20 protein-coding genes and 1 pseudogene are annotated in these 25103 nt (G+C 71.0%); 7 read left to right on the forward strand and 14 right to left on the reverse strand.

What is annotated here, in order from left to right; translation table 11 throughout:
* Positions 1-23 precede the first annotated feature (23 nt).
* Entirely contained in the window at positions 24-1358 is a 1335-nt protein-coding gene (locus ACZ3I3_RS25285; RefSeq protein ID WP_467368614.1) for an enolase C-terminal domain-like protein, read from the forward strand.
* Positions 1359-1732: 374 nt separating this feature from the next.
* Here ACZ3I3_RS25285 and ACZ3I3_RS25290 read toward each other — a convergent pair whose 3' ends face one another.
* The 5 genes from ACZ3I3_RS25290 to ACZ3I3_RS25310 form a co-directional block, all read right to left on the reverse strand.
* A complete protein-coding gene (locus ACZ3I3_RS25290) occupies positions 1733-2572 on the reverse strand; it encodes a carbohydrate ABC transporter permease (protein WP_467368616.1) in 840 nt (279 codons plus the stop codon).
* A 5-nt stretch (positions 2573-2577) separates the two neighbouring features.
* Positions 2578-3507, reverse strand: coding sequence for a carbohydrate ABC transporter permease (locus ACZ3I3_RS25295; protein ID WP_467368618.1), 930 nt, complete (start codon positions 3505-3507; stop codon positions 2578-2580).
* Positions 3508-3523: 16 nt separating this feature from the next.
* Positions 3524-4891, reverse strand: a complete 1368-nt coding sequence (locus tag ACZ3I3_RS25300; RefSeq protein WP_467368620.1) for an extracellular solute-binding protein — start codon at positions 4889-4891, stop codon at positions 3524-3526.
* 129 nt (positions 4892-5020) lie between these two features.
* Positions 5021-5719, reverse strand: a complete 699-nt coding sequence (locus ACZ3I3_RS25305) for a response regulator (protein ID WP_467368621.1) — start codon at positions 5717-5719, stop codon at positions 5021-5023.
* On the reverse strand, positions 5716-7404 hold the full coding sequence (locus tag ACZ3I3_RS25310) for a sensor histidine kinase (RefSeq protein ID WP_467368623.1): 1689 nt from the start codon (positions 7402-7404) through the stop codon (positions 5716-5718). The genes ACZ3I3_RS25305 and ACZ3I3_RS25310 overlap by 4 nt, the downstream gene beginning before the upstream one ends.
* 177 nt (positions 7405-7581) lie before the next feature.
* Between ACZ3I3_RS25310 and ACZ3I3_RS25315 the strand changes: the two genes are divergently transcribed.
* Positions 7582-8976, forward strand: coding sequence for a cation:dicarboxylate symporter family transporter (locus ACZ3I3_RS25315; protein WP_467368625.1), 1395 nt, complete (start codon positions 7582-7584; stop codon positions 8974-8976).
* Positions 8977-9115: 139 nt separating this feature from the next.
* Here the strand turns inward: ACZ3I3_RS25315 and ACZ3I3_RS25320 are convergent, their stop codons facing one another.
* Entirely contained in the window at positions 9116-9733 is a 618-nt protein-coding gene (locus tag ACZ3I3_RS25320; protein WP_467368627.1) for a TetR/AcrR family transcriptional regulator, read from the reverse strand.
* A 110-nt stretch (positions 9734-9843) separates the two neighbouring features.
* Between ACZ3I3_RS25320 and ACZ3I3_RS25325 the strand changes: the two genes are divergently transcribed.
* Positions 9844-11508 (forward strand): DHA2 family efflux MFS transporter permease subunit, encoded by a 1665-nt coding sequence (locus ACZ3I3_RS25325; protein ID WP_467368629.1) that lies wholly within the window; start codon positions 9844-9846, stop codon positions 11506-11508.
* Positions 11509-11560: 52 nt separating this feature from the next.
* On the opposite strand, the gene ACZ3I3_RS25330 is transcribed toward ACZ3I3_RS25325, so the two are convergent.
* Entirely contained in the window at positions 11561-12451 is an 891-nt protein-coding gene (locus tag ACZ3I3_RS25330) for an aldo/keto reductase (RefSeq protein WP_467368631.1), read from the reverse strand.
* A 1-nt stretch (position 12452) separates the two neighbouring features.
* Positions 12453-13367, reverse strand: a complete 915-nt coding sequence (locus ACZ3I3_RS25335; protein ID WP_467368633.1) for an NAD-dependent epimerase/dehydratase family protein — start codon at positions 13365-13367, stop codon at positions 12453-12455.
* A gap of 45 nt (positions 13368-13412) precedes the next feature.
* Here ACZ3I3_RS25335 and ACZ3I3_RS25340 point away from each other — a divergent pair, with 45 nt between their 5' ends.
* From ACZ3I3_RS25340 to ACZ3I3_RS25355, 4 genes are all read left to right on the forward strand, one after another.
* Positions 13413-13922, forward strand: coding sequence for an Lrp/AsnC family transcriptional regulator (locus ACZ3I3_RS25340; protein WP_467368635.1), 510 nt, complete (start codon positions 13413-13415; stop codon positions 13920-13922).
* A 29-nt stretch (positions 13923-13951) separates the two neighbouring features.
* A complete protein-coding gene (locus ACZ3I3_RS25345) occupies positions 13952-14365 on the forward strand; it encodes a MerR family transcriptional regulator (protein ID WP_356924438.1) in 414 nt (137 codons plus the stop codon).
* Positions 14359-14676, forward strand: coding sequence for a thioredoxin family protein (locus ACZ3I3_RS25350; RefSeq protein ID WP_467368637.1), 318 nt, complete (start codon positions 14359-14361; stop codon positions 14674-14676). The genes ACZ3I3_RS25345 and ACZ3I3_RS25350 overlap by 7 nt, the downstream gene beginning before the upstream one ends.
* A 172-nt stretch (positions 14677-14848) precedes the next feature.
* A complete protein-coding gene (locus ACZ3I3_RS25355; RefSeq protein WP_467368669.1) occupies positions 14849-17080 on the forward strand; it encodes a HelD family protein in 2232 nt (743 codons plus the stop codon).
* Between the two features lie 35 nt (positions 17081-17115).
* Here the strand turns inward: ACZ3I3_RS25355 and ACZ3I3_RS25360 are convergent, their stop codons facing one another.
* The 6 genes and pseudogenes from ACZ3I3_RS25360 to ACZ3I3_RS25385 form a co-directional block, all read right to left on the reverse strand.
* On the reverse strand, positions 17116-17526 hold the full coding sequence (locus ACZ3I3_RS25360) for a hypothetical protein (RefSeq protein WP_467368639.1): 411 nt from the start codon (positions 17524-17526) through the stop codon (positions 17116-17118).
* Positions 17523-17993 (reverse strand): hypothetical protein, encoded by a 471-nt coding sequence (locus ACZ3I3_RS25365; RefSeq protein WP_467368641.1) that lies wholly within the window; start codon positions 17991-17993, stop codon positions 17523-17525. Before ACZ3I3_RS25365 ends, ACZ3I3_RS25360 begins: the two co-directional genes overlap by 4 nt.
* Before the next feature lie 122 nt (positions 17994-18115).
* The gene (glgB, locus tag ACZ3I3_RS25370) at positions 18116-21091 is read right to left on the reverse strand and encodes a 1,4-alpha-glucan branching enzyme (RefSeq protein ID WP_467368642.1); all 2976 of its coding nucleotides are present in this window, start codon (positions 21089-21091) and stop codon (positions 18116-18118) included.
* A gap of 41 nt (positions 21092-21132) precedes the next feature.
* On the reverse strand, positions 21133-22575 hold the full coding sequence (locus ACZ3I3_RS25375) for a maltokinase N-terminal cap-like domain-containing protein (RefSeq protein WP_467368643.1): 1443 nt from the start codon (positions 22573-22575) through the stop codon (positions 21133-21135).
* 222 nt (positions 22576-22797) lie between these two features.
* Entirely contained in the window at positions 22798-24498 is a 1701-nt protein-coding gene (treS, locus tag ACZ3I3_RS25380; RefSeq protein WP_467368644.1) for a maltose alpha-D-glucosyltransferase, read from the reverse strand.
* Positions 24495-25103, reverse strand: a pseudogene (locus ACZ3I3_RS25385) (alpha-1,4-glucan--maltose-1-phosphate maltosyltransferase); the annotation flags it as partial. The gene treS and the pseudogene ACZ3I3_RS25385, both read right to left, overlap by 4 nt.

The following is a 25103-nucleotide window of genomic DNA, read 5'->3' on the forward strand; positions in this document are numbered from 1 at the left end:
TTGTTTCTGAGAAAGGGCACCTGATGAGCAGGCAGCAGCCGACCGTCACGGCGTTCGCCGTCTACCCCGTCGCGGGCCGGGACAGCATGGAGCTGAACCTCTCCGGCGCGCACGGCCCGTACTTCACCCGCAACGTCGTCGTCCTCACCGACTCCGAGGGGCGGACCGGGCTGGGGGAGGTGCCCGGCGGGGAGAAGATCACGCAGACCCTGCGGGACGCCGAGCCGCTGGTCGTCGGGGCGAGGGTGGGAGATTACAAGCGGGTGCTGCGCGAGATCGGCGAGCGGTTCGCCGACCGGGACGCCGGGGGGCGGGGCGCCCAGACCTTCGACCTGCGGACCACGGTCCACACGGTGACCGCGGTCGAGTCGGCGCTGCTCGATCTTCTCGGGCAGCATCTGGACGTGCCGGTGGCGGCGCTGCTGGGCGATGGGCAGCAGCGGGACTCCGTGCGGGTGCTGGGGTACCTCTTCTACGTCGGTGACCCGGACAGGACGGATCTGGAGTACGTCCGGGAGCCCGACTCGTCCGTGGAGTGGTACCGGGTGCGGCACGAGGAGGCGTTGTCGCCGGAGGCGATCGTGCGGCAGGCGGAGGCGGCCTACGCGCACTACGGGTTCCGGGACTTCAAGCTCAAGGGGGGTGTGCTGGCGGGGGCCGAGGAGGTCGCGGCGGTGCGTGCGCTCAAGGCGCGCTTTCCCGAGGCGCGGATCACCCTGGATCCGAACGGGGCGTGGTCGCTGCGGGAGGCGGTCGAGCTGTGCCGGCCGCTGGTCGGCACGCTCGCGTACGCCGAGGATCCCTGCGGGGCGGAGGGCGGTTACTCCGGGCGGGAGATCCTCGCGGAGTTCCGGCGGGCCACGGGGCTGCCGACGGCGACGAACATGATCGCGACGGACTGGCGTCAGATGGCCCATGCGCTGGCCCTGCAGTCGGTCTCCATTCCGCTGGCCGATCCGCACTTCTGGACCATGCAGGGGTCGGTGCGGGTGGCGCAGCTGTGCAACGCGATGGGGCTGACGTGGGGGTGCCACTCCAACAACCACTTCGACATCTCGCTGGCGATGGTGACGCACTGCGGGGCGGCGGCGCCGGGGGAGTACAACGCGCTGGACACGCACTGGATCTGGCAGGAGGGGCTGGAGCGGCTGACCGCCTCGCCGCCCCGCATCGTGGGCGGGGAGATCGCCGTGCCGGACGCGCCGGGGCTGGGTGTCGAACTCGACATGGACCGGCTGCTGGCGGCGCACGAGCTGTACCGGGAGAAGGGGGTGGGGGCTCGGGACGATGCGGTGGGGATGCGGTATCTGGTGCCGGGGTGGGAGTTCGATGCGAAGCGGCCGTGTCTGGTGCGGTGAGCCTCCGGCGGTTGGGCGGGGTGCCTGCGGCGGCCTGTGGCTGGTTCGGTGGGGGTTCGCGTAGCGCCTGCGCGGTGGTGGTGGGTCGGGGCCGCGCCGGGGGGTGTCCGTCCTCGGAACGGCGCGATGGGGTCGGGTACCGACTAGCTGTCCGTTGACGCGCCAACCGCTGCGGGCGGACACCCCCCGACACGTCCCCTTCTCGCCGTAGGCGGCTGCGGGCGCGCGGTGGTTTGGCTGCCGCCGGCCGCCGCGCTGCGGGCCCGCCGGTCCCGCTCAGCTGCCGCAGGCCGCCGCTGCGGGCAGTCGTGCCGCTGGGGCGGCACCCCGTTCCGCCGGGTTGCGGACCCACCCGGCAGTGGTGCCGACGCGGGTCAGCCTTTCACCGCCCCTCCCAGCGCGAAGCCCCCTCCCAGACGCCGGGCGATCAGGACGTACAGAAGGATCACCGGCGTCGAGTAGACGACTGAGAAGGCCGCCAGTTGCCCGTACGCCACCATCCCCCGGTTCCCGAAGAAGTCGTTGATGCTGACGGACGCCGGCATCTGGTCGGGGGTGAGCAGGAGCATGAAGGGGACGAAGAAGTTGCCCCACATCATGACGAAGGAGAAGACCGTCACGACGGCCACGCCCGGGCCCATCAGGGGCAGCACGATGCGGATCAGGGACTGGAGGGACGACGCCCCGTCGGTCCAGGCCGCCTCCTCCAGTTCCTTCGGTACGCCGTCCATGAAGTTCTTCATCAGCCAGACGGCATACGGCAGTTGGGACGCGGCGAAGAAGAAGATCGTGCCCTGCATGGTGTCGATGAGGTCCACTCGGACGAAGAGCGCGTAGACCGGAACCATGATCGCCGTGATGGGCAGGCTCGTCGCGAAGAGGATCGTCAGCAGGAACGGGCGGTTGAAGCGGGAGCGGAACCGGGAGAGCGGATAGGCGGCCAGGGCCGCGCAGACCACCGTCAGGAGCGTCGCGCTGCCGCACAGGATCAGGCTGTTGAGGAGGGGGGTGAAGGTGATCTCGGGGGTGAGGATCGCGTCGAAGTTGTCCAGGGTGAGGCCGTCGGGTGTCTTGACCCGGAGGTCGGCGTGGGGGTCCAGGGAGGACAGGACGACCCAGGCCAGGGGGAGGACGAACGCGGCGGCGACCACCAGGAGGCCCGCGTCCGCGGCCAGGCGGCGGGCCGTGCGGCGGGAGGCGAGGGTGACGGCCATGCGGGTCAGACCTCCGTCCGGAGCAGGCGCAGGTAGACGAGGGAGAAGAGGGAGCCGACCAGGAGGAGCAGCAGGGCCACCGCCGTGCCGTAGCCGATCAGGCTGTTCTGGAATGCCTGTTCGTACATGAAGAGGGGGAGCGTCTGGCTTTTGCCGCCCGGACCGCCTCTCGTCATCACCCAGATCAGGCCGAAGACCGAGAGGGTCTGCAGGGTGTTCAGCATCAGGTTCGTGGCGATGGAGCGGCGGATCAGGGGGAGGGTGATGTGCCACATGCGGCGCAGGCCCCGGGCCCCGTCCACCTCGGCGGCCTCGGTGATCTCCTGGGGGATCTCGTTCAGCGCGGCCGAGTAGACCAGCATCGAGAAGGCCGTGCCCCTCCAGACGTTGGCGAAGGACACCGCCAGGATCGGGAGCGTGAACAGCCAGTTCTGGGAGGGCAGGTGGAGCCAGTCCAGGAGGGCGTTCAGGGTGCCCTCGCGGCGGAAGAAGGCGTAGAGGAGGAAACCGGCTACGACCTCCGGCAGGACCCATGCCGTGACGACGATGCCGCCGGTGAGCGTGCGGACCGGTTTCGACGCGCGCTGCATCAGCGCCGCCAGGGCGAGACCCAGCGTGTTCTGCCCGATGAGGGACGACAGGACCGTGAACACCAGGGTCAGCCATACGGCGTTGCGGAACGCCTCGTCCCGGAAGGCCCGGGTGAAGTTCTCCAAGCCGACGAACGAGTCCTGGGCCTGGCCGGTGAGCTGGAGGTCCGTGAAGGCGATGTAGACGCAGTAGGCGATCGGGCCGGCGAGGAAGAGGAGCAGGAGGACGACGGCGGGGGTGAGGGGGAGGGCCCGGACCAGTGTGCCCGGGCCCCGCCGGGGGTGGCGGGGAACCGCGGGGCCGGGCGTCTTTCCGAGGTCGGCGTGCGGTGCTGTGGTGGTCATCCGGGCGTACCGTCGCCTACCGCTCGACGACCTGGTTGTCCGTGGCGTCCTTCAGGGCGTCCACGTAGTTGTCCGTCGCCTCGTCCACCGACATGTCGCCCGTCGTCACGCCCTCCATGGCCTCCTGGATGGCCGTGGAGACCTTGGGGTAGGCCGGGTAGGCGGGGCGGTAGTGGGTGTGCCGCACCAGGTCGGTGAAGAACGTGGTGCCGGGCTGGGCGGTGGCGTACCCGGGGTCCTTCGCCACGTCCTCGCGGACCGCGATGCCGGAGTTGGCGACGTACCACTTCCGCGCGTTGGTCTTGGTCTGCATCGTCTTGATGAACTCGAAGGCCAGGTCCGGGTTGCCGGCCTTGGCCGGGATCGACCAGGTCCAGCCGCCGGACATGCTCACCTTGCCGGGCGCCTGGCCGTTCTGGGTCGGCATGGCGGCCAGGCCCAGCTTCTTCGACCACTCGGGCCACTCGTGGCCGCTGCCGGGCAGCCAGTCCTGCGGCAGCCAGGAACCGTCGAGGGCGATGCCGAGCTTGCCCTGCGGGAGCCACTCGCCGCGGACCCGGGTCATGACGTTCGGGTCGAGCGCGTCGGAGACGTCCGGGCCCAGCTTCTCCTTGTAGACCGTCTCGACGAAGGCGAGGGCGTCCTCGAAGCCCTGGCCGCCGGCGATCCACTTCTTCGTGTTCTTGTCGTACAGGGGGTCCGTGCTGCCGTCGTTCGTGCCGTAGAGCAGCATCTCGAAGGTCTGCATGGTGGCCGCCTCGCCGACCGGCTTGCCCGTGTAGACGTTGAGCGGGATGACGCCGGGGACCTTCTGCTTGATGGTGCGGGCCGCGGTCAGGACGTCTTTCCAGGTCTTCGGCTGCCAGTCGGCGGGCAGGCCGGCCTTGGCGAAGATGCCCTTGTCGAACCAGAGTCCGCGGGTGTCGGTGCCGTCGGGGACGCCGTACGTCTTGCCGTCCTCGCCCTTGGCCGCCGTCTTCGCCGTGTCGATGAAGCGGTTCCAGTCCGGCCACTTGGCGAGGTAGGGGTCGAGGGGCTTGAGGTAGCCGCTGGTGATGTCCGAGTTGATGAGGAACGTGTCCTCGTAGACCAGGTCGGGTGCGGTCTTGGGGGAGCGGAGCATCTGCTGGAGCTTGGTGTAGTACTCCGAGTCCGGGGCCTTGATGGGGACGAGCTGGACCTTCTTGCCGGGGTGGGCCTTCTCGAACTGCTTCTTGATGTCCGCGAGGTAGGCGTCCATCACCTTGATGGAGTTGTCCGTGGACTGTTTGAAGGAGACCTTCACGGTGTCGGGGTCGCTGCCCGAACCGCCACCGCAGGCGGTGAGGGCGGTCGCGGCGAGGGTCAGAGCGAGGAGAGGTGTGAAAGCGGCGGTGGGGCGCACGGCACGAACCTCCTACGGACGCACTTCCTTGTGGCCGGGACGGCTGCGTGGTGAACCTAAGTTGAGTGGTCTAGTCAGGTCAATGCGTGTGCGCGGGTTCGGACTTGAGTGAACCCGGCTGGCCGATCGTCACTGGCCCGTGACCCAGCGGTACTGCAACTCCGGGCGGCCCACCGTGCCGTACTGCGGGCGGCGGGGCGCGCGGCCCGCGTCCACCAGGTGTTCCAGATAACGGCGGGCCGTGATGCGGGAGATGCCCACCGTCTCCGCCACACCGGCGGCCGTGAGGCCCTCCGCGCTGTCGCGCAGGGCCACCGTCACCCGCTCCAGCGTGGGCGCGCTCAGCCCCTTCGGCAGGGCGGCCGGGCCCGGGGCGCGCAGCGCGGCCAGCGCCCGGTCGACCTCGTCCTGGCCGCTCGCCTCGCCGACCGCGGCGTGGAACTCGGCGTACCGCACGAGGCGGTCCCGCAGGGTCGCGAAGGTGAACGGCTTCAGGACGTACTGCACGACTCCGAGCGAGACACCCTCGCGCACGACCGCAAGATCGCGCGCCGACGTCACCGCGATCACGTCCGCGTGGTGTCCGGCCGCCCGGAGGGACCGCGCGAGGTGCAGTCCGTGCACGTCCGGCAGGTGCAGATCGAGCAGGAGCAGGTCGACGGGGGTGCGCTCCAGGGCCCGGCGGGCCTCCGCGCCCGTGTGTGCCTTGCCCACGGCGACGAAGCCGGGGACGCGGCCGACGTACAGCACGTGCGCGTCGGCGGCGACCGGGTCGTCCTCCACGACCAGGACGCGGATGTCCCTCTCGGGCGTGCTGTCGCTCGTCATGCGTTGCCTCCAGCGCCTCTGGACACCGAGGTCCCGGCTGTCACGCCCTCGGCCACCGCTCCCGACTCCCGCAGCGGCAGCCGTACCTCGAACTCCGCCCCGCCCCCCTCGGCCTCCGACACCGACAGCGTCCCCTCGTGCCGCTGGGTCGCCTGCCGCACCAGGGCCAGTCCCAGCCCCCGGCCGCCCGGGCCCGCCGGCTTGGTCGAGAAGCCGCGCTGGAAGACGGCCTCGGCGTGCTCCGGGTCCACGCCCGGACCGGTGTCCGAGACCCGCAGCACCAGCTCCGGGGCGTCATCGAGGGCCCCGGGGTCCTCGATGTCCTGGGTGTAGGCCGCCACCGTCACCCGCGCCCGCACGCTGCCCTGCGCCGCGTCCACGGCGTTGTCGATCAGGTTGCCCAGGATGGTCACCAGGTCCCGCGAAGGGAGGGACTCCGGCAGCAGGCCGTCGTCCAGGCTGCTGTCCTGCGACACCATCAGCTCCACGCCCCGCTCGTTCGCCTGGGCCGTCTTGCCCAGCAGCAGCGCCGCCAGCACCGGCTCGCTCACCGCCGCCACGACCTGGTCGGTCAACGCCTGCGCCAGCTCCAGCTCGGCCGTCGCGAACTCCACCGCCTCCTCCGCCCGGCCCAGCTCGATCAGCGAGACGACCGTGTGCAGCCGGTTCGCCGCCTCGTGCGCCTGCGAGCGCAGCGCCTGCGTGAAACCCCGCTCGGAGTCCAACTCGCCCATCAGCGACTGGAGTTCGGTGACATCGCGCAGGGTGACGACCGTACCGCGCCGCTCGCCGCCCGACACCGGCGAGGTGTTGATCACCAGTACCCGCGAAGCCGTCAGATGCACCTCGTCCACCCGCGGCTCCGACGCCAGCAGCGCGCCCGTCAGCGGGGCCGGCAGTCCCAGCTCCGCCACCGACCTGCCCACCACGTCCCCGGCCACGCCGAGCAACTCGCGCCCTCCGTCGTTGATCAGCGCCACACGGTACTGCCCGTCCAGCATCAGCAGCCCCTCGCGTACGGCGTGCAGGGCGGCCTGGTGGTAGTCGTGCATCCGGCTGAGCTGGGCCGCGTTCATGCCGTGGGTGTGGCGGCGCAGCCGGGCGTTGATGACGTAGGTGCCGACGGCGCCCAGGACCAGCGCGCCGGCCGCGACGCCGAGCAGGGCCGTGAGCTGGTCCTGCACCCGCTGGGTGATCTCCTCGACCCGGATGCCCGCGCTGACCAGGCCGACGATCTCCTTGCCGTCCTGGATCGGGGTGACCGCGCGGACCGAGGGGCCGAGCGTGCCGGTGTAGGTCTCGGTGAAGGTCTGGCCCTTCAGGGCTTTCTCGGTGTGGCCCTGGAAGGGCTGGCCGATCCGGTCCGGGTCTGGGTGTGTCCAGCGGATGCCTCGCGGGTCCATGATCGTTATGAAGTCGACCTCGGTGTCCCGCATGACCTTCATCGCGTACGGCTGGAGCTCGGCGGTCGGGTCGGAGGTGCGGGCCGCCTGAAGCACCGAAGGGGAGTCGGCGACGGATCGCGCCACCGCCCTGGCCTGGCGCCGCGCCGCCTCTTCGGCCTGGCTGCGGTCACTGACATAAGTGAACAGCGCGTATCCGGCCACGACGACCGCTATCAGGACGGCCTGCATGGCGAAGAGCTGGCCCGCCAGACTGCGGGGACCGGGGACGGAGAAGCGCATGCCGTCAGTCTGCACCGTGGCTGATTGTGAACTAAATGAACGGAAGGGTGACCGCGCTCACAGAGCAGGACATAGTCACGGCATTCCCCAATACGCATCTCCGGGAGCCCCCGCTCCCTCTTCCCGGACGTGAGCCGCACGCCGGTGATGCCGACGACGTCGTCAAGGAGGGCCGCCGTGACCAGCGCAGCCGATACGGCACCTGCCGCACCAAAAGCCAAGCGGGACCGCACGCACTATCTCTACATCGCGGTGATCATCGCAGTCGCAGCCGGTATCGCGGTGGGACTGGCCGCACCCGACTTCGCGGTCGGGCTGAAGCCCATCGGCACCGGCTTCGTGGCCCTGATCAAGATGATGATCTCGCCGATCATCTTCTGCACGATCGTGCTGGGCATCGGCTCGGTCCGGAAGGCCGCCAAGGTCGGTGCCGTCGGCGGTATCGCCCTGGGCTACTTCATGGTGATGTCGCTGGTCGCGCTGGGCATCGGCCTGGTCGTCGGCAACATCCTGGAGCCGGGCACCGGCCTCGCGGTGACCGACGCGGTCAAGGACGCCGGTCACGCCCAGATCGACCCCGAGGCCGGCAAGAGCACCACCGAGTTCCTGCTCGGCATCATCCCGACCACGATGGTGTCCGCCTTCACCTCGGAGTCGGTCCTGCAGACCCTGCTGATCGCCCTGCTGGCCGGCTTCGCGCTGCAGGCCATGGGTTCGGCCGGCGAGCCGATCCTGCGTGGTATCGGGCACATCCAGCGGCTCGTCTTCCGCGTCCTCGCCATGGTGATGTGGGCCGCCCCGATCGGTGCCTTCGGTGCCATCGCCGCCGTCACCGGCTCCGCCGGCCTGGACGCGCTCAAGAGCCTCGCCGTGCTGATGCTCGGCTTCTACGTCACCTGCTTCCTCTTCGTCTTCATCGTGCTCGGCATCCTGCTGCGCGTGATCTCCGGCCTGAACATCCTCACGCTGTTCAAGTACCTGGGCCGTGAGTTCCTGCTGATCCTGTCCACCTCCTCCTCCGAGTCCGCGCTGCCGCGGCTCATCGCGAAGATGGAGCACTTGGGCGTCAGCAAGCCGGTGGTGGGCATCACCGTCCCGACCGGCTACTCCTTCAACCTCGACGGCACCATGATCTACATGACCATGGCGTCCCTGTTCATCGCGGACGCGATGGGCACGCCGATGTCGATCGGCGAGCAGATCCCGCTGCTGCTCTTCCTGCTGGTCGCCTCCAAGGGCGCCGCCGGTGTCACCGGCGCGGGCCTCGCGACGCTGGCCGGTGGTCTGCAGTCGCACAAGCCGGCCCTGGTGGACGGCATCGGCCTCATCGTCGGCATCGACCGCTTCATGAGCGAGGCCCGTGCGCTGACCAACTTCGCCGGCAACGCCGTGGCCACCGTGCTGATCGGCACCTGGACGAAGGAGATCGACAAGGACCGCGTGAACCAGGTCCTCGCCGGTCAGCTGCCCTTCGACGAGGAGACGCTGCTGGACGACGGCCACGGCGGTCCGGCCGAGGAGCACGCCGAGGTGCCCGAGCAGGGCGGCGAGAAGGAGCTGGCGAAGGCCTGACGGCCCCGCGCCGTGCCCCGCGAGACTCCGGGCGGCTGAGTGTCCCCCCGTCGCTCAGCCGCCCGGTCCGTACGCAGAGAAGACCATCCGTACGACCATCCGTACGACCACCCGTACGACCATCCGTACGCAGACAAGATCAATCGTTCAGCTTCGCCACCAGCTCGGTGGCCCTCGAGGCGGGCACGCCCGCCGCGGTCAGCACGGTGACCGCGGCGCAGCGGCCCGCCTCTCGCGCTTCCACGAGCCCGTCGTTCACCGCCTCCATCAGCGCGACCAGCATCTGCTCGTGCACGTACGCCAGGGCCGGCGCGGGCAGCGGTGAGCTGAAGACGCCCTCGTCGAGGCCGCGCCGGAGGACTGCGGTGGCGGCCTCCCGGACCGGGGTGAGCCGCTCCCTGATGCCCTGCATGGTGACCGTGCGCTGGGCGAGCGCGATCAGCAGCCGGTAGCGGTCGGCCAGCTCCCACACCGCCAGCACCGAGCGGGCCACGGACTCCGCCGGGTCCTCGACGCCCTCCCGGCCCGCCGCGTGCGCGGCCGACAGGGCCTGGACCGCCTCGTCGACGAGCGTGCTGATCAGCGCCTCGCGGCTCGGGAAGTGCCCGTACACGGTCCGCCGTACGACGCCCGCGGCGCGCGCGATCTGGTCCATGGACGCGTCGGGGTCGCGCAGGAGCTCGCCGAGGGCGACGTCGAGGATGCGGCGCCGGTTGGCGTCGGCGCGGCTGGTGGTGCCCGTGGTCATGGACGCCATTGTGCCCCTTCCCTCATTGATTTGCACAGCAGTGTGCAACGACGTACATTGCACAGTGTTGTGCAACTGCACACCCCTGTGCAAGTCAGTGAGGAAGGCGACCCCCTGCCATGCGACTCGTCATGACCGAACCGGCCGAGAGGATGGACCGCCCCTACGCACGCCGCTGGTGGGCGCTCCTCGTGCTCTGCCTGAGCCTGCTGATCATCGTGATGGCGAACACCGCCCTCACCGTCGCCGCGCCCGACATGACCGAGGACCTCGGCCTGTCCAGCGCCGACCTCCAGTGGGTCATCGACGGCTACACCGTCCCGTACGCCGCGCTGATGCTGCTGCTCGGCGCGATAGGCGACAAGTACAGCCGCCGGGGCGCGCTCGTCCTCGGGCTGGTCGTCTTCGGCGGCGGTGCCGTCTCCGGCTACCTCGCCGACAGCGCCACGGCGGTGATCGCGGCCCGAGCCGTGATGGGCGCCGGCGCCGCGATGATCATGCCCGCCACGCTGTCCCTGCTCGCGGCGACCTTCCCGCGCGCCGAGCGCGCCAAGGCCATCACCCTGTGGACCGCCACGGCCGGGCTCGCCATCGCGGCCGGTCCGCTGGTCGCCGGGGCCCTGCTGGAGCACCACGGCTGGTCGTCGACGTTCCTCATCAACGTGCCCATCGCCGCCCTGGCCGTCGTCGGCGCGTTCGTCCTCGTACCGCCGTCCAGGTCCGGCCACCAGGGGCGGATCGACTACGGCGGCGGGCTGCTGTCGGTGGTGTGGATCGGCGCGCTCGTCTACATGATCATCGAGGGTCCCCACTTCGGCTGGGGCGCCAAGGCGGTCACGGCGGCCGTCGTCGCGGGCGTCGCGCTCGTGGCCTTCGTGTTCTGGGAGCTGCGCCACCCGCGTCCCCTCCTCGACGTGCGCCGCTTCACCGACCGCCGCTTCGCGGGCTCCAACCTCGCCGTCGCGCTGTTCTTCCTGGCCGTCTTCGGCGCCTTCTACTACCTGACGCAGCACCTGCAGTTCGTCCTCGGCTACGACGCCCTGGACACGGGCCTGCGGATGCTGCCGCTGGCCGGTGCCGTCTTCGCGGGCTCCGCCCTCACCGGCTACCTCACCCCGCGGGTCGGCATGAAGTGGACCGTCACGGCCGGCATGGTCGGCGGTACGGCGGCCCTGGCGCTGCTCACCCGGATCGACTCAGGGTCGTCGTACGGCGACTTCGTCGCACCTCTCATCGTCCTCGGCCTCGCGATCGGACTCGCCCTGTCGCCCTGCACGGACGCGATCATGGGGGCGTTCCCGGAGTCCCAGCTGGGTGTCGGCGGCGCGGTGAACGACACGTCGCTGGAGCTCGGCGGGTCGCTCGGCATCGCCATCCTCGGCTCGCTGCTGGCCACGTCGTACTCCGGCCACCTCGCGGACGCCACGTCCGGCGGCAAGCTCCCCGCCTCCTCGCTGGAGACGGCCCAGGACTCCGTCGGGGCCGGGTACGCCGTCGCCCGGGGCATCGGTGACAAGGCACGGCAGCTGGCCGAGCAGGCGGCGCACACGAGCGACCCCCAGCAGGCGGAGCGGCTCAAGGCGCAGGCCGGGCAACTCGCCGGTGGTGCACGGCAGCTGGCCGATGCGGTGGGTTCCTCGTTCGCCGACGCCGTCGCGCACACCAGTCTGGTCGGGGCCGTGATCCTCGGTGTCGGTACGGTGGTCGTGGCCGTGTTGCTGCCGCGCAAGGGGAAGCCCGTGGAGGAAGGCGCCGAGGACAGGGAGCTGGAGTCCGTCGGTTAGTCCCGCGCCCCCGGAAGAGGCCTGACGTCACGACGCCTTCGAGCACGGTGCCTCAGGCACCGGCGGCCTCGTCCAGGCGGGCCCGTTCCTCCGGGCCGAGCACCAGGTCGGCCGCGGCCGCCGAGTCCCTGGCCGTCGCCGGCCGGCTCGCCCCCGGGATCGGGACGACGGCGGGGGAGCGTGCCAGCAGCCAGGCCAGCCCGACCTGTTGAGGGCTGACGCCGCGCTCCGCCGCGACCTCGTGGAAGGCGGCCAGGCGGTCCCTGCCCTCCGTGCGCGACGGCCCGTCCAGGGAGCTGCGGGCCAGCCCGCCCAGCGGGCTCCACGGCAGGAACGCCAGCCCCAGGTCCGCGCACAGCCGCAGCTCCGGCTCGCTGTCCCGGACGGCGGGGGAGTACTGGTTCTGCACCGACACCAGCTTCTCGCCGAGGATCTCGCGCGCCCGGCGGATCTGGTCCGCGTCCGCGTTGGACACCCCGGCCAGCCGGATCGTGCCCGCGTCGAACAGCTCGCGCAGGGCGCCGACCGACTCCTCGAAGGGCACGTCGGGGTCCGGCTTGTGGAGTTGGTAGAGGCCGATCGCCTCCACGCCGAGGCGCTTGCGGGAGGCCTCGGCGGCGGCCTTGAGGTGGCGCGGGGAGCCGTTCACCGTCCAGTCGCCGTCGGCCGGGCGGCCACGGCCGCCCTTCGTCGCCACCAGCACGCCGGAGGTGTCACCGCCGTAGGCGGCCAGCGCGCGGGCCAGCAGACGTTCGTTGTGGCCGGGCTCCGCGCCCGGCAGATGGTACGAGTCGGCCGTGTCGAGGAGGGTCACGCCCGCGTCGAGGGCAGCGTGCACGGTGGCCAGCGCCCGCTCCTCCTCCGGGCGCCCCTCGATGGACAGCGGCATCGCGCCGAGCCCGATCGCGCTCACCTTCAGCCCGCCGAGTGTCCTGTACCGCATGTCAGTCGTCCTTCCCGAGCGTCTCGGCGACGGCACGCGGCAGCCACTGCCGGGCGTCGGTGAAGGTGAAGCCGAGCCGGGCGGCCCGGCCGTTGTCCATGCCGTAGGCACGGCGGAAGGAGAACGGCGAGACCTCGCCGACCTCGACGGGCCGGAACACGGTCCGGCCGCCCGGCACGTGCGCGGCCACCGCCTCGCACAACTCCTCGGTGCTCAGCATCCCGGGGGAGGCGGCGTTCACCGGCCCGGTGAAGTCCTCGCCCGCCGCCCAGGCGAGGAACCGGCCGATCTCCTCGACGTGGACGTAGGTGGCGGGCCGGTTCACCACCGGCACGGCGATCGGCTCGCCGGTGCGCATCCGCTCGGCGTAGTGGGCCAGCCGCCCGGTGAAGTCGTCGGCCCCGCCCAGCACATGGGCCACCCGCACCGCCGTGTACGGGAACGCCGGGCCGCCGGCCGCGAGGACCGCCTCGGCCTGCCGCTTGCCCTCCCCGTAGTTGGCCTCCAGGAACGCCGGGTCGTCCCAGGGCAGCCCGAGGTCCACGGTGACCGTGGCCGGGTCGACGGCCTCCTCGCGCACGAGGGCGGGGGAGTCCTCGTACTCGTACACCTCGACCGTGGAGGTCATCACATAGCGGCGGGTGCGGCCGGAGAAGACGCGGCGGGCCAGTGCCGCCTGGCGGGGTGTGTAGCAGACCTGGTCGACGACGACGTCGAAGACGCGCGAGCCGAGTGCACCGGTCAGGGACCGCTCGTCGTCCCGGTCGGCGACCAGGTGCGCCACTGTGGCGGGCGGCGGGGAGGACCCCCGGTTCAGCACGGTGACGCGGTGCCCGTCGGCGAGCAGCCGTGCGAGCAGACGCTTTCCGACGTACCGGTTCCCGCCGATGACCAGGACTTCCAGGGCCTTTTCCATGACCATAATTCTCCTGGCGCACAGCCACGCCTTGAAGGGGGAACCATGGGAGTTCAGGCCGCAACGCCGAAAGAACCACGGCATCCGCGCCCCGCCGCCGACGAAACCTCGGTGGCCTTCGACGCGCTGGACCGGCAGATCCTCCACCTGCTCCAGACCGACGGCCGGATCAAGCTCAGCGAGCTGGGCCGCCGGGTCCGGCTCAGCCCGGCGGCGGTCACCGAGCGCGTGCGACGGCTGGAGGCGGCGGGCGTGATCAGCGGCTACGGCGCCCATGTCGTGCCGGCCCGGCTCGGCTACGGCATCCAGGCGTTCATCAGGGTCGACCCGCACGGCGGCTACAACCTCAAGCACCCCAGGACCCTGGAGCTGATCGAGCGGCCCGAGATCACCGAGGTGCACCACGTCGTCGGGGAGGACTGCTGGATCCTCAAGGCCGCCGTCCGGGACACCGTCCACCTCGAGGAGGTGCTGGAGGCGGTCTCCGCGCTCGGCCGCACCACGACGTCGATCGTGCTGACCTCCCCGGTGGAGCGGAAACCGCTGTTGCCTTGACGTCGGCGTCAAGGACTACGTTCGACCGCATGCGAATCGGCGAGCTGGCCGCACGGGCCGGGACCACGACGCGGACGCTGCGGTACTACGAGTCGCGGGGGCTGCTGCCCGCGCGGCGTGAGGGCAACGGATACCGGACGTACGACGAGTGCGACCTGAAGCTGCTGGAGCAGATCAGGACGTTGCAGGACTTCGGGTTCGACCTGGAGGAGACGCGTCCCTTCGTGGAGTGTCTGCGGGCCGGGCACCCCGAGGGCGACACCTGTCCGGCGTCGCTCGCGGTCTACCGGCGCAAGCTGGACGAACTCGACTCCCTGATCGGCCAGCTGACGGCCGTGCGGGAGACGGTCGCCCGGCAGCTGGCGCGGGCCGAACTGGCCGCCGAGGCGGAGGCTCCGGGGGGTCCGGAGCCGCAGTGCGAGCTGGGGAGGCACACATGGTGATCGATGTGACGGACGCGGACTTCGAGGCGGAGGTGATCGGCGCCGACCTGCCGGTGCTGGTGGAGTTCACCGCCGACTGGTGCCCGCCCTGCAAGCAGATGGGGCCGGTGCTCAAGGCCCTCGCCTCCGAGGAGGGCGACCGGCTGAAGGTGGTGCAGCTCGACGTGGACTCCAACCCGGAGACCACGAACGCCTACAAGGTGCTGTCGATGCCGACGTTCATGGTGTTCCGCGGCGGTGAGCCCGTGAAGGCGATGGTGGGCGCGCGGGCCAAGCGGCGGCTGCTGGAGGAACTGGCCGACGTGCTCTAGGCGACCCGCCCGGAGAACAGGAAATCCCCCGAGCAATTGCGCTCGGGGGATTTCCTTGCGTATATTTGTTCATTCGTGACTTCAAGTCGAATGAAGTCATAGTGAAGTTCAGTGAGCACAGTATATCCGGGCGGGAGCGGAATTGTCAAACACCGAATTTCCGGACGATGAATTGCGGCACGAGCAGGAATTCATCGACGGGTTGTACGCGCGCGTGGACGCGCTGCGCGGCGACGCCGAGACCTCCGTCACGGACGCGCTCGCGCAGGGCAACACCCCCATGCAGGCCAGACTGGAGCGGGACATCCTCGTCGCCGAGCGATCGGGGCTGCTCGCCGCCCTGAACGCGGTGGACGGCTCCCTGTGCTTCGGCCGGATCGACCTCACCTCGGGCGTCACCCACCACATCGGACGCATCGGCCTGCGCAGGGACGACGCCGAGCGCACACCGGTCCTGATCGACTGGCGTGCCGACGTCGCCCGCCCCTTCTACCTGGCCACCGGCCACACCCCGATGGGGCTCAGGCGCAGGCGGCACATCGCCACCGACGGCCGCCGGGTCACCCACCTGCACGACGAGATCCTCGACCTCGGCGACGAGACCCGCACCGGCCACGAGGACCCGTCGGGCGACGCCGTGCTGCTCGCCGCGCTCAACTCCGCGCGCACCGGCCGCATGAGCGACATCGTGCAGACCATCCAGGCCGACCAGGACCGCATCATCCGCGCCCCGCACCGGGGCGTCCTCGTGGTGGAGGGCGGCCCGGGCACGGGCAAGACGGCCGTCGCCCTGCACCGCGCCGCGTATCTGCTGTACGAGCACCGGGAGCTGCTCGCCAAGCGGGCGGTGCTGATCGTCGGGCCCAACCCGGCGTTCCTCGGCTACATCGGCGAGGTGCTGCCCTCCCTCGGTGAGACCGGTGTGCTCCTCGCGACCGTCGGCGAGCTGTTCCCCGGCGTGAAGGCGACCGCCACCGACACGCCCGAGGCCGCCGCCGTGAAGGGCCGCGCCGACATGGCCGACGTCCTCGCCGAGGTCGTGCGCAGCCGGCAGGCGCTGCCCGACCCGGTGATCGCCATCGAGCACGAACGCGAAGTGCTCATGCTGGACGACGGCCTGGTGAACGTCGCCCGCGAGCGCACCCGCGCCGCGAAGCTGCCGCACAACGCCGCCCGCGAGCACTTCGAGGGGCACATCCTCAACGCGCTCACCGACCTGTACGCCGAGCGGATCGGCACCGACCCCTTCGACGGGTCCAGCCTGCTCGACCCCAGCGACATCACCCAGATCCGCGACGACCTCGCCGAGAACCCCGAGGTCTGGGCCGCCATTGACCAGCTGTGGCCGCTGCTGACCCCGCAGCGGCTCGTCGCCGACTTCCTCGCCGCGCCCGAGGAGTTCCTGCCCGCCGAGGACGCCGCCGCCGTGCGCCGCCCCGTGACCCGGCGCTGGACGGTCGCGGACGTGCCGCTGCTCGACGAGGCCGCCGAACTCCTCGGCGAGGACGACCGGCTGGCCCGGGAGCGCGCGCAGCGCGAGCGGGAACGGCAGATCGCCTACGCGCAGGGCGTGCTGGACGTGTCGTACGCGTCCCGGACGTACGAGTTCGAGGACAAGGAGGAGGACGACCCCGAGTCCTCCGAGGTGCTGTCCGCGCACGACATCATCGACGCCGAGCGGTTCGCCGAGCGGCACGAGGAGGACGACCACCGCAGCGCCGCCGAGCGCGCCGCCGCCGACCGCACCTGGGCGTTCGGGCACATCATCGTGGACGAGGCGCAGGAGCTGTCGCCGATGGCGTGGCGGCTGTTGATGCGGCGCAGCCCCACCCGCTCGATGACCCTGGTCGGCGACCCCGCGCAGACGGCGGAGGCGGCCGGTGTCGGCTCCTGGGCGGGCATCCTCGCCCCGTACGTCGAGGACCGCTGGGAGCACACCCGGCTGGGCGTCAACTACCGCACCCCGGCCGAGATCATGGACGTCGCCGCGGCCGTGGTCCGCGCCGAGCACCCGGACTTCGAACCGCCGAGCTCGGTCCGCTCCACGGGCGTACGCCCCCGGGCGCGGGCCACCGACGACCTCCCGGGCGCCGTCGCCAAGGCGGTCGGGGAGCTCACCCCCGACGAGGGGCGGCTCGCGGTGATCGCGCCGCGCGACCTCCACCGCGGCATCGCGGCCCGGCTGGAGGGCGTGACGGCGGGCACCGAACCCGACCTCACCCGGTCGGTCGTCCTCCTCGACCCGCGCCAGGCCAAGGGCCTGGAGTTCGACTCCGTCCTCGTGGTCGAGCCCGCCCGGTACGGCACCAGCGACCTGTACGTCGCCCTGACCCGTGCCACCCAGCGGCTCGGCGTGCTGCACACCGGGAAGCTGCCCGAGCCCTTGTCGGAGGCGTTCGTGTAGCCCCCTCCCGCTCAGCCCTCTCCCGCTGAACGCGCCTACCGCAGGAGGGACCTCGGATCCCGCAGGGCGTGCCACAGCCCGGCCGCCAGCGGTACGGCCGTCAGGGCGAAGAAGACCCAGAACAGGAACTCGGCCCCGGGCGCGAGATCGTAGACGGTGCCGTCCTCCCACGCGCAGTAGGCGCGGGGCGGGAACGGCGTGGAGACGCCCGACACCCTGCCGCCGCCGATGACGCCCTCCTGATACGGCTCCCTGGGGCAGGGAGCCGTATCGGGGAACAGCAGGTAGTCGTCCGCGGTCATGATGTACATCCAGGTGACGGCGCCGAGCGGCACCGCCCAGAACACCGCGGTCCGCACCCACAGCGGCAGCAGCGGATGCGCCAGCAGCCCGCGCAGCGCGACCCAGCCGATCACGAGTCCGGCGAAGACGGGGAGCAGCGTCATGAAGTCGCCGCGGCCTTCCGGGCACGGAACTCCGTCGCGTACCCGGCGCCGATGGCGAGCAGGGCGGCGGACAGGGCGAGGAACGCGCTCGACCAGTTCATCCACAGGTAGGAGGAGTCGCTGGCGTAGACGGAACCGTCGTCGCGGACGCAGTCGAAGCGCAGCGGCAGGTACGAGGACCGGTGGTGGCTCAGCCCCTGGATCGTGGCCGGGTCGAAACCGTCGCGGCAGGCCGGGGCCGGCACCGAGTTCGCCCCGTCGTTGAAGTCCGACTCCGACGCCAGCACGGCGAAGAACCCCAGGCAGTACACCGCCGCGGCCGCCCACGCGGCCGTCGCCGCCGCCCGGCGCATCAGATGCACGGCCCACGGCTCGGGCCGCCCGGGGAACGCCATCGCGGCGGTCCCCGCGGCGGCGATCAACGCGGCGACGGCGCAGGCCGCCGAGACACCGAGACCCACCAGCACGGGCCTCAGCCCCTTCCGGGCCGACGGGTGAGTGGGGTGGTACGCATGCGGCCACCCCACCAGGCCCGGACCGGACCGGCTGTGACGGAAGCCACTCCTCCCGTCACACCCGTGTCACAGTCCTACGCCGGTCGCAGCCAGACCGTGGCCAGCGGCGGCAGCGTCAGCCGGATGCTCGCCGGGCGGCCGTGCCAGGGCTGGGCCTCCGGCTTGACCGGGTCGGGGTTGGTGACGTCGCTGCCGCCGTAGCGCGCGGCGTCGGTGTTGACGGCCTCGTGCCAGGCCGGGACGTCCTCGGGGACGCCCAGGCGGTAGTCCTGGCGGACGACCGGCGCGAAGTTCGACACCGACAGGACCGGAGTGCCCTCCGGGTCCAGCCTCAGGAACGCCAGGACGTTGTCGTCGGCGGCGTCCCCGACCACCCACTCGAAACCGGCCGGGTCCGTGTCGAGCCGCCACAGCGCGGGGGTCGCGCGGTAGACCGTGTTGAGGTCGCGGACCAGATCCCGCACGCCCCGGTGCTCGGCCTCGGCCCCGTAGCCCGGGTCGAGGAGCCACCAGTCCGGGCCGTGCGCCTCGGACCACTCGGCGCCCTGCGCGAACTCCTGCCCCATGAACAGCAGCTGCTTGCCGGGATGGGCCCACATGAAGCCCAGGTACGCCCGGTGGTTGGCGCGCTGCTGCCACCAGTCGCCCGGCATCTTCGACACCAGGGAGCGCTTGCCGTGCACGACCTCGTCGTGGGAGATCGGCAGGACGTAGTTCTCGCTGTACGCGTACACCATCGAGAAGGTCATCTCGTGGTGGTGGTACTTGCGGTGCACCGGCTCGTGGCTCATGTACTCCAGCGAGTCGTGCATCCAGCCCATGTTCCACTTCAGCCCGAACCCGAGCCCGCCGAAGCCGCTCGGGCCCTTGTGGTGAGTGGCCCGGGTGACGCCGTCCCAGGCGGTCGACTCCTCGGCGATCGTGACGACACCGGGCACCCTGCGGTACACCGTCGCGTTCATCTCCTGGAGGAACGCCACCGCGTCCAGGTTCTCCCGGCCGCCGTGCTCGTTGGGCGTCCACTGGCCCGGCTCGCGCGAGTAGTCGAGGTAGAGCATCGACGCCACCGCGTCCACGCGCAGCCCGTCGATGTGGAACTCCTCGCACCAGTACAGGGCGTTCGCGACGAGGAAGTTGCGCACCTCGTTGCGCCCGTAGTCGAACTCCAGCGTGCCCCAGTCGGGGTGCGCGGCCCGCAGCGGATCCGCGTGCTCGTACAGCGGCCGGCCGTCGAACTCTGCCAGCGCCCAGTCGTCACGCGGGAAGTGCGCGGGCACCCAGTCCATCAGTACGCCGATCCCGGCCCGGTGCAGCGAGTCGATCAGGTACCGGAAGTCGTCGGGCGTGCCCAGCCGGGCCGTCGGCGCGTAGAAGCCGGTGACCTGGTAGCCCCAGGAGCCGCCGAACGGATGCTCGGCGACCGGCATCAGCTCGACGTGCGTGAAGCCCAGGTTCTTCACGTACCCCGGGAGCTGCTCGGCCAGTTGACGGTAGGTCAGCCCCGGCCGCCAGGACGGCAGATGGACCTCGTACACCGAGAAGGGCTCTTCGTGCGCGGGGGCTTCGGCGCGCTGGGCCAGCCACGCGTCGTCGCCCCACTCGTACTCCGAGGACGTGATGACCGACGAGGTCGCGGGCGGCACCTCCGTGCGGCGGGCCATCGGGTCGGCACGCAGCGTCTTCGAACCGTCCGGGCGGGTGATCTCGAACTTGTACAGCTCGCCCTCGCCGACGTCCGGCAGGAACACCTCCCACACGCCCGACGAGCCGAGTGCGCGCATGACGTGGCCGGTGCCGTCCCAGAAGTTGAAGGTGCCGGCCACGCGCACGCCGAGCGCGTTCGGCGCCCAGACCGCGAACCGGGTGCCGGTCACGCCCTGGTGGGTCATCGGGTGCGCGCCCAGCGCCGTCCACAGCTGCTCGTGCCGGCCCTCGCCGATCAGGTGCAGGTCGAGGTCGCCCAGCGTGGGCAGGAAACGGTAGGCGTCCTCGGTGTCCAGGACCGTCCCCTCGTACTCCACGAGCAGCCGGTACTGCGGGACCTCGGGCAGCGGCAGCAGCCCGGAGAAGAACCCCTCCCCGTCGTTCTCCAGTTCCGTCCGCACCTCCCCGGCGACGACGGTCACCGACAGGGCGTACGGCCGGAACGCCCGGAACGCGATCCCGCCGGGCACGGGGTGGGCGCCGAGCACGGAGTGCGGGTTGTGATGCGTGCCGTTGAGCAGCCGCTCCCGGTCGGCCGCGCCGACGGCGGGCGAGACGGCGACCTCCATCTCCGGCGGGAGGGTCTGCGCGGGGGCGGCGGTGCCGGCCCCGGCGGTGCTGTTTCCGGCGGTGGCCTTGGTGGTGGCCTTCTTGGCGGGAGCCCTCTTCGCGGGGGCCTTCTTCGCGGGGGGCTTGGCAGTGGTGGCTTTGGTGCCGGTGGTCTTGGCAGCGGCGGCCTTGGTGGCGGTGGTCTTGGTGGCTGCGGCCTTGGTCGCCGCCGCCTTCGTCGCCGCCGCCTTCGTCGTCGTGGCCTTCTTGGCGACCGCCTTCTTGGCTGTCGCCTTCTTGGCCGCCGCCTTCGTGGCCGTCGCCTTGGTGGCCGTGGTCTTCGTCGCCGTGGCCTTCTTGGCCGTGGTCTCCTTCGCCGTCGTCTTCTTGGCGGACGTCTTCGCCGCGGCCGTCTTCTCGGCGGCGGCCTTCGTCGCGGGTGCCTCCGCCACGGTCGCCTTCTCGGCCGTGGCCTTCGCAGCGGTCGCCTTCTCGGCACCCGTCTTCTTCGCGACGGCCTTCTTCGCGGCAGCCTTCTTCTCGACGGCCTTCTTCGCGGTCGTCTTCGCCGGGGCCGCCTTCTTGGCCGTGGCCTTCGTCGCGGGTGGCTGCGCGGCGGGCGTCTTCTTGGCGGCCGCCTTCTTCGCGGGGGCCGTCGCCTTCTTGGCCGCCGCCTGTTTCGGCACCGACGTCTTCTTCGCGGCACTCTTCTTCTGGGCGGCCGTGGGCTGCTCGGGGATCTTCTCCCCGGCCGTCCCCTTGGGACGGGAACCGCTGGACTCAGGACGGGGGGTCACGGGCGGAGCCTCCAGGACGCAGGTGGATCAGTCAGGTCGGGTCAGGTCAGGTGGCCGGTCGAGGCGAGTCGGTCTATGGCGGCCAGGGGCACCGGCAGCCAGTCGGGGCGGTGCCGGGCCTCGTACACCACCTCGTAGATCGCCTTGTCCGTTTCATAGGCGCGCAGCAGCACCGGGTCGGTGCGCGGATCGAGGCCGGAGGCCTCGGCGTACCCGGAGCAGTACGCGGAACGGCAGGTCTCGGCCCAGTCCGGCTGGGGCGGATCGGCCGAGCGCGCCGCGTAGTCGAAGGACCGCAGCATGCCGGCGACGTCCCGCACCGCCGGCTGCGGCATGCGCCGCTCTGCCAGCGGCCGGGCCGGCTCGCCCTCGAAGTCGATCAGCCACCACTCGCCGGCCGGCGAGCGCAGGCACTGCCCGAGGTGCAGATCGCCGTGCACGCGCTGCGCGGTCCAGGTGCGGCCCTCGGCGGCCAGATCGCCCAGCGCCGTGAACGCCGAGCGCAGCCCGCCGGCGTAGGGCCGCAGCGCGGGCACCGCCTGGACGGCCGCCTCCAGCCGCTCGATCATGCCGTCCACCATGAGCCGGAGCTGCATGTGACCGAGCGTGACCGTCGGCAGTGCCCGGGCCAGCGTGGTGTGCACCTCGGCGGTGGCCCGGCCCAGCGCCCGCGCCTCGGCGCCGAAGTCCTCGCCCTTGGCCAGTTCGCGCAGGGCGAGCTCCCAGCCGTCGGAGGCGCCCTGCACGAACGGCTGGAGCACCCCCAGTATGTACGGCTGGCCGGCCAGGTCGGCCGGGCCCGCCGAGATCACCGGGTCCGCCGCGGGGTCGATGTCCGCGACCATCCAGGCCGTCGGCGCGGGCACCCGGGGGCAGCCCTCGCGGGCCAGCGCCAGCGGCAGCTCCAGGTCCGGGTTGACCCCGGGCACGATCCGGCGCAGCAGCTTCAGGATGAACGTATCGCCGTAGACGATCGACGAGTTGGACTGCTCCGCGGTCACCACGCGCGGCACCAGGCCGGACCGGATGTCCTGGTCGAGGTCCCGCTCGAAGCGGAGCCCGCCGATCCGGGCCTGGGTGCGCAGCGCCTCCAGGAGCAGTTCGGCGGGCCTGGCGTCGTGCAGGGCGTCGTAGACCGTCCGTCCGGCCAGCGGCCCCGTCGCCATGTGTCCGATCAGCGCGGGCGCCAGCCGAGGCGGCAGCGCCTCGCGCGCACCTATCAGCAACTGGTAGCAGTCGCCGGGGTGGCCGGGTGCGCCGTGTGACGGTACGGACGGCTGGTGGGCGCGCACGAGCAGGTGGTACAGGCCGAGCTTGCCCGTGGCGGGGAGCAGCTCGGTGGCCTCGACCAGCGTGAATCCGGTGACCGGACGTCCCTTGCCCGCGAACCAGCGCTGGCGTGGCAGCCACTCCCGCAGCAGCGGATCGAGGGAGGCAAGAAGGCCGGGCGGGGCGGTGACGGTGCGTGTGACGGCTTCCGACATGGCGTCGCGTCCTTTCACCCATGATTGGTGCGCCTCCGGGTCCTTCGGCAGGTGCCGGCGGCGCCCCTCCGGCTCACGCGGATGGGCGGGGTGTTACTGATGCGTGCCCCGGGCGGGGCGGGAGAAACGCCCCGCCACGGGGGTTTGCGGCCCGCCCCGTGATTGCAGGGCCTCGGCAGGCCGTCTCAGGCCGTCTCAGGCCGTCTCAGGCCGTCTCAGGCCTCACAAGGTATCCCTGCGGAGCCGGAACCAGTAGAAACCGTGACCTGCCAGCGTCAGCAGATACGGCAGCTCGCCGATCGCCGGGAAGCGGACCCCGCCGAACAGCTCCACCGGGTGCCGTCCCTCGAAGGCGCTCAGATCCAGCTCCGTGGGCTGCGCGAACCGCGAGAAGTTGTTCACGCACAGCACCAGGTCGTCCTCGTACTCGCGCAGGAACGCCAGCACCGCCGGGTTCGTCGACGGCAGCTCGGTGTACGTGCCGAGGCCGAAGGCCGGGTTCTGCTTGCGGATCTCGATCATGCGGCGGGTCCAGTGCAGCAGCGACGACGGCGAGGCCATGGACGCCTCGACGTTCGTCACCTGGTAGCCGTAGACCGGGTCCATGATCGTGGGCAGGAACAGCCGTCCCGGATCGCAGGAGGAAAACCCCGCGTTGCGGTCGGGCGTCCACTGCATCGGCGTGCGCACGGCGTCGCGGTCACCGAGCCAGATGTTGTCGCCCATGCCGATCTCGTCGCCGTAGTACAGGATCGGCGAGCCCGGCAGCGACAGCAGCAGAGCCGTGAACAGCTCGATCTGGTTGCGGTCGTTGTCCAGCAGCGTGGCGAGACGGCGCCGGATGCCGATGTTGGCGCGCATCCGTGGGTCCTTGGCGTACTCGGCCCACATGTAGTCGCGCTCTTCGTCGGTGACCATCTCGAGCGTCAGCTCGTCGTGGTTGCGCAGGAAGATGCCCCACTGGCAGCCCGAGGGGATGGCCGGGGTCTTGGCCAGGATCTCGGAGACCGGGTAGCGGGACTCGCGCCGTACGGCCATGAAGATGCGCGGCATGACCGGGAAGTGGAACGCCATGTGGCACTCGTCGCCGCCGGCCGCGTAGTCGCCGAAGTAGTCGACGACGTCCTCGGGCCACTGGTTGGCCTCGGCGAGCAGCACCGTGTCCGGGTACTGCGCGTCGATCTCCTTGCGCACCCGCTTCAGGAAGTCGTGCGTCTCCGGGAGGTTCTCGCAGTTGGTGCCCTCCTGCTGGTACAGGTACGGCACCGCGTCCAGCCGGAAGCCGTCGATGCCCAGGTCCAGCCAGAACTTCAGCGCGGAGATCATCTCCTCCTGCACGGCCGGGTTCTCGTAGTTGAGGTCCGGCTGGTGCGAGAAGAAGCGGTGCCAGTAGTACTGCTTGCGGACCGGGTCGTAGGTCCAGTTCGACGCCTCGGTGTCGACGAAGATGATCCGGGCGTCCTGGTACTGCTTGTCGTCGTCGGCCCACACGTAGTAGTCGCCGTAGGGCCCGTCGGGATCCTTTCTCGACTCCTGGAACCACGGGTGCTGGTCGCTGGTGTGGTTCATGACGAAGTCGATGATCACGCGCATGCCGCGCTGGTGGGCGGCGTCGACGAACTCCACGAAGTCGGCCAGGTCGCCGAACTCCGGCAGCACGGCGGTGTAGTCCGAGACGTCGTAGCCGCCGTCCCGGAGCGGGGACTTGAAGAACGGCGGCAGCCACAGGCAGTCGACACCGAGCCACTGGAGGTAGTCGAGCTTTGCGGTCAGGCCCTTCAGATCCCCGACGCCGTCACCGTTGCTGTCCTGGAACGAGCGGACGAGTACCTCGTAGAAGACGGCGCGCTTGAACCACTCCGGGTCCCGGTCCCTGGCAGGAGTGTCCTCGAAGGTGTCCTGAACGGGTTCGTTGACGATCATGTTGTGGGTGACCCTCCGATCTGCGGGGTGGACGGTCGCAGAACCGAGAAGACATGCGCGGGCCTGTGGCCCGGTTCGAGGCGCACATAGTTGGCCCTGCCCCAGTGGTAGGTCTCGCCGGTGAGCTCGTCGCGCACCGGCACCGACTCGTGCCAGTCCAGGCCGAGTTGCGGCATGTCCAACGAGACCGTGGCCTCCTGGGTGTGGTGGGGGTCGAGGTTGGCGACCACCAGAACCGTGTTCGAACCCTGCCGCTTCGAATAGGCGATCACCGCTTCCTGGTCCGCGTGGTGGAAGTGGAGGTCCCGCAACTGCTGGAGGGCCGGGTTCTCGCGGCGGATGGTGTTGAGCTTGGTCAGCAGCGGGGTGATGGTGCGGCCCTCGCGTTCGGCGGCCTCCCAGTCGCGGTGCCTGAGCTGGTACTTCTCGGAGTCGAGGTACTCCTCGCTGCCCTCCCTGAGCGGGGTGTTCTCGCACAGCTCGTAGCCGGAGTAGATGCCCCAGGTGGGAGAGAGGGTGGCGGCGAGGACGGCGCGGACCTCGAAGGCGGGGCGGCCGCCGTGCTGGAGGTAGGCGTGCAGGATGTCGGGGGTGTTGGCGAAGAA

It is taken from the genome of Streptomyces sp. NPDC016851 (assembly GCF_055562795.1).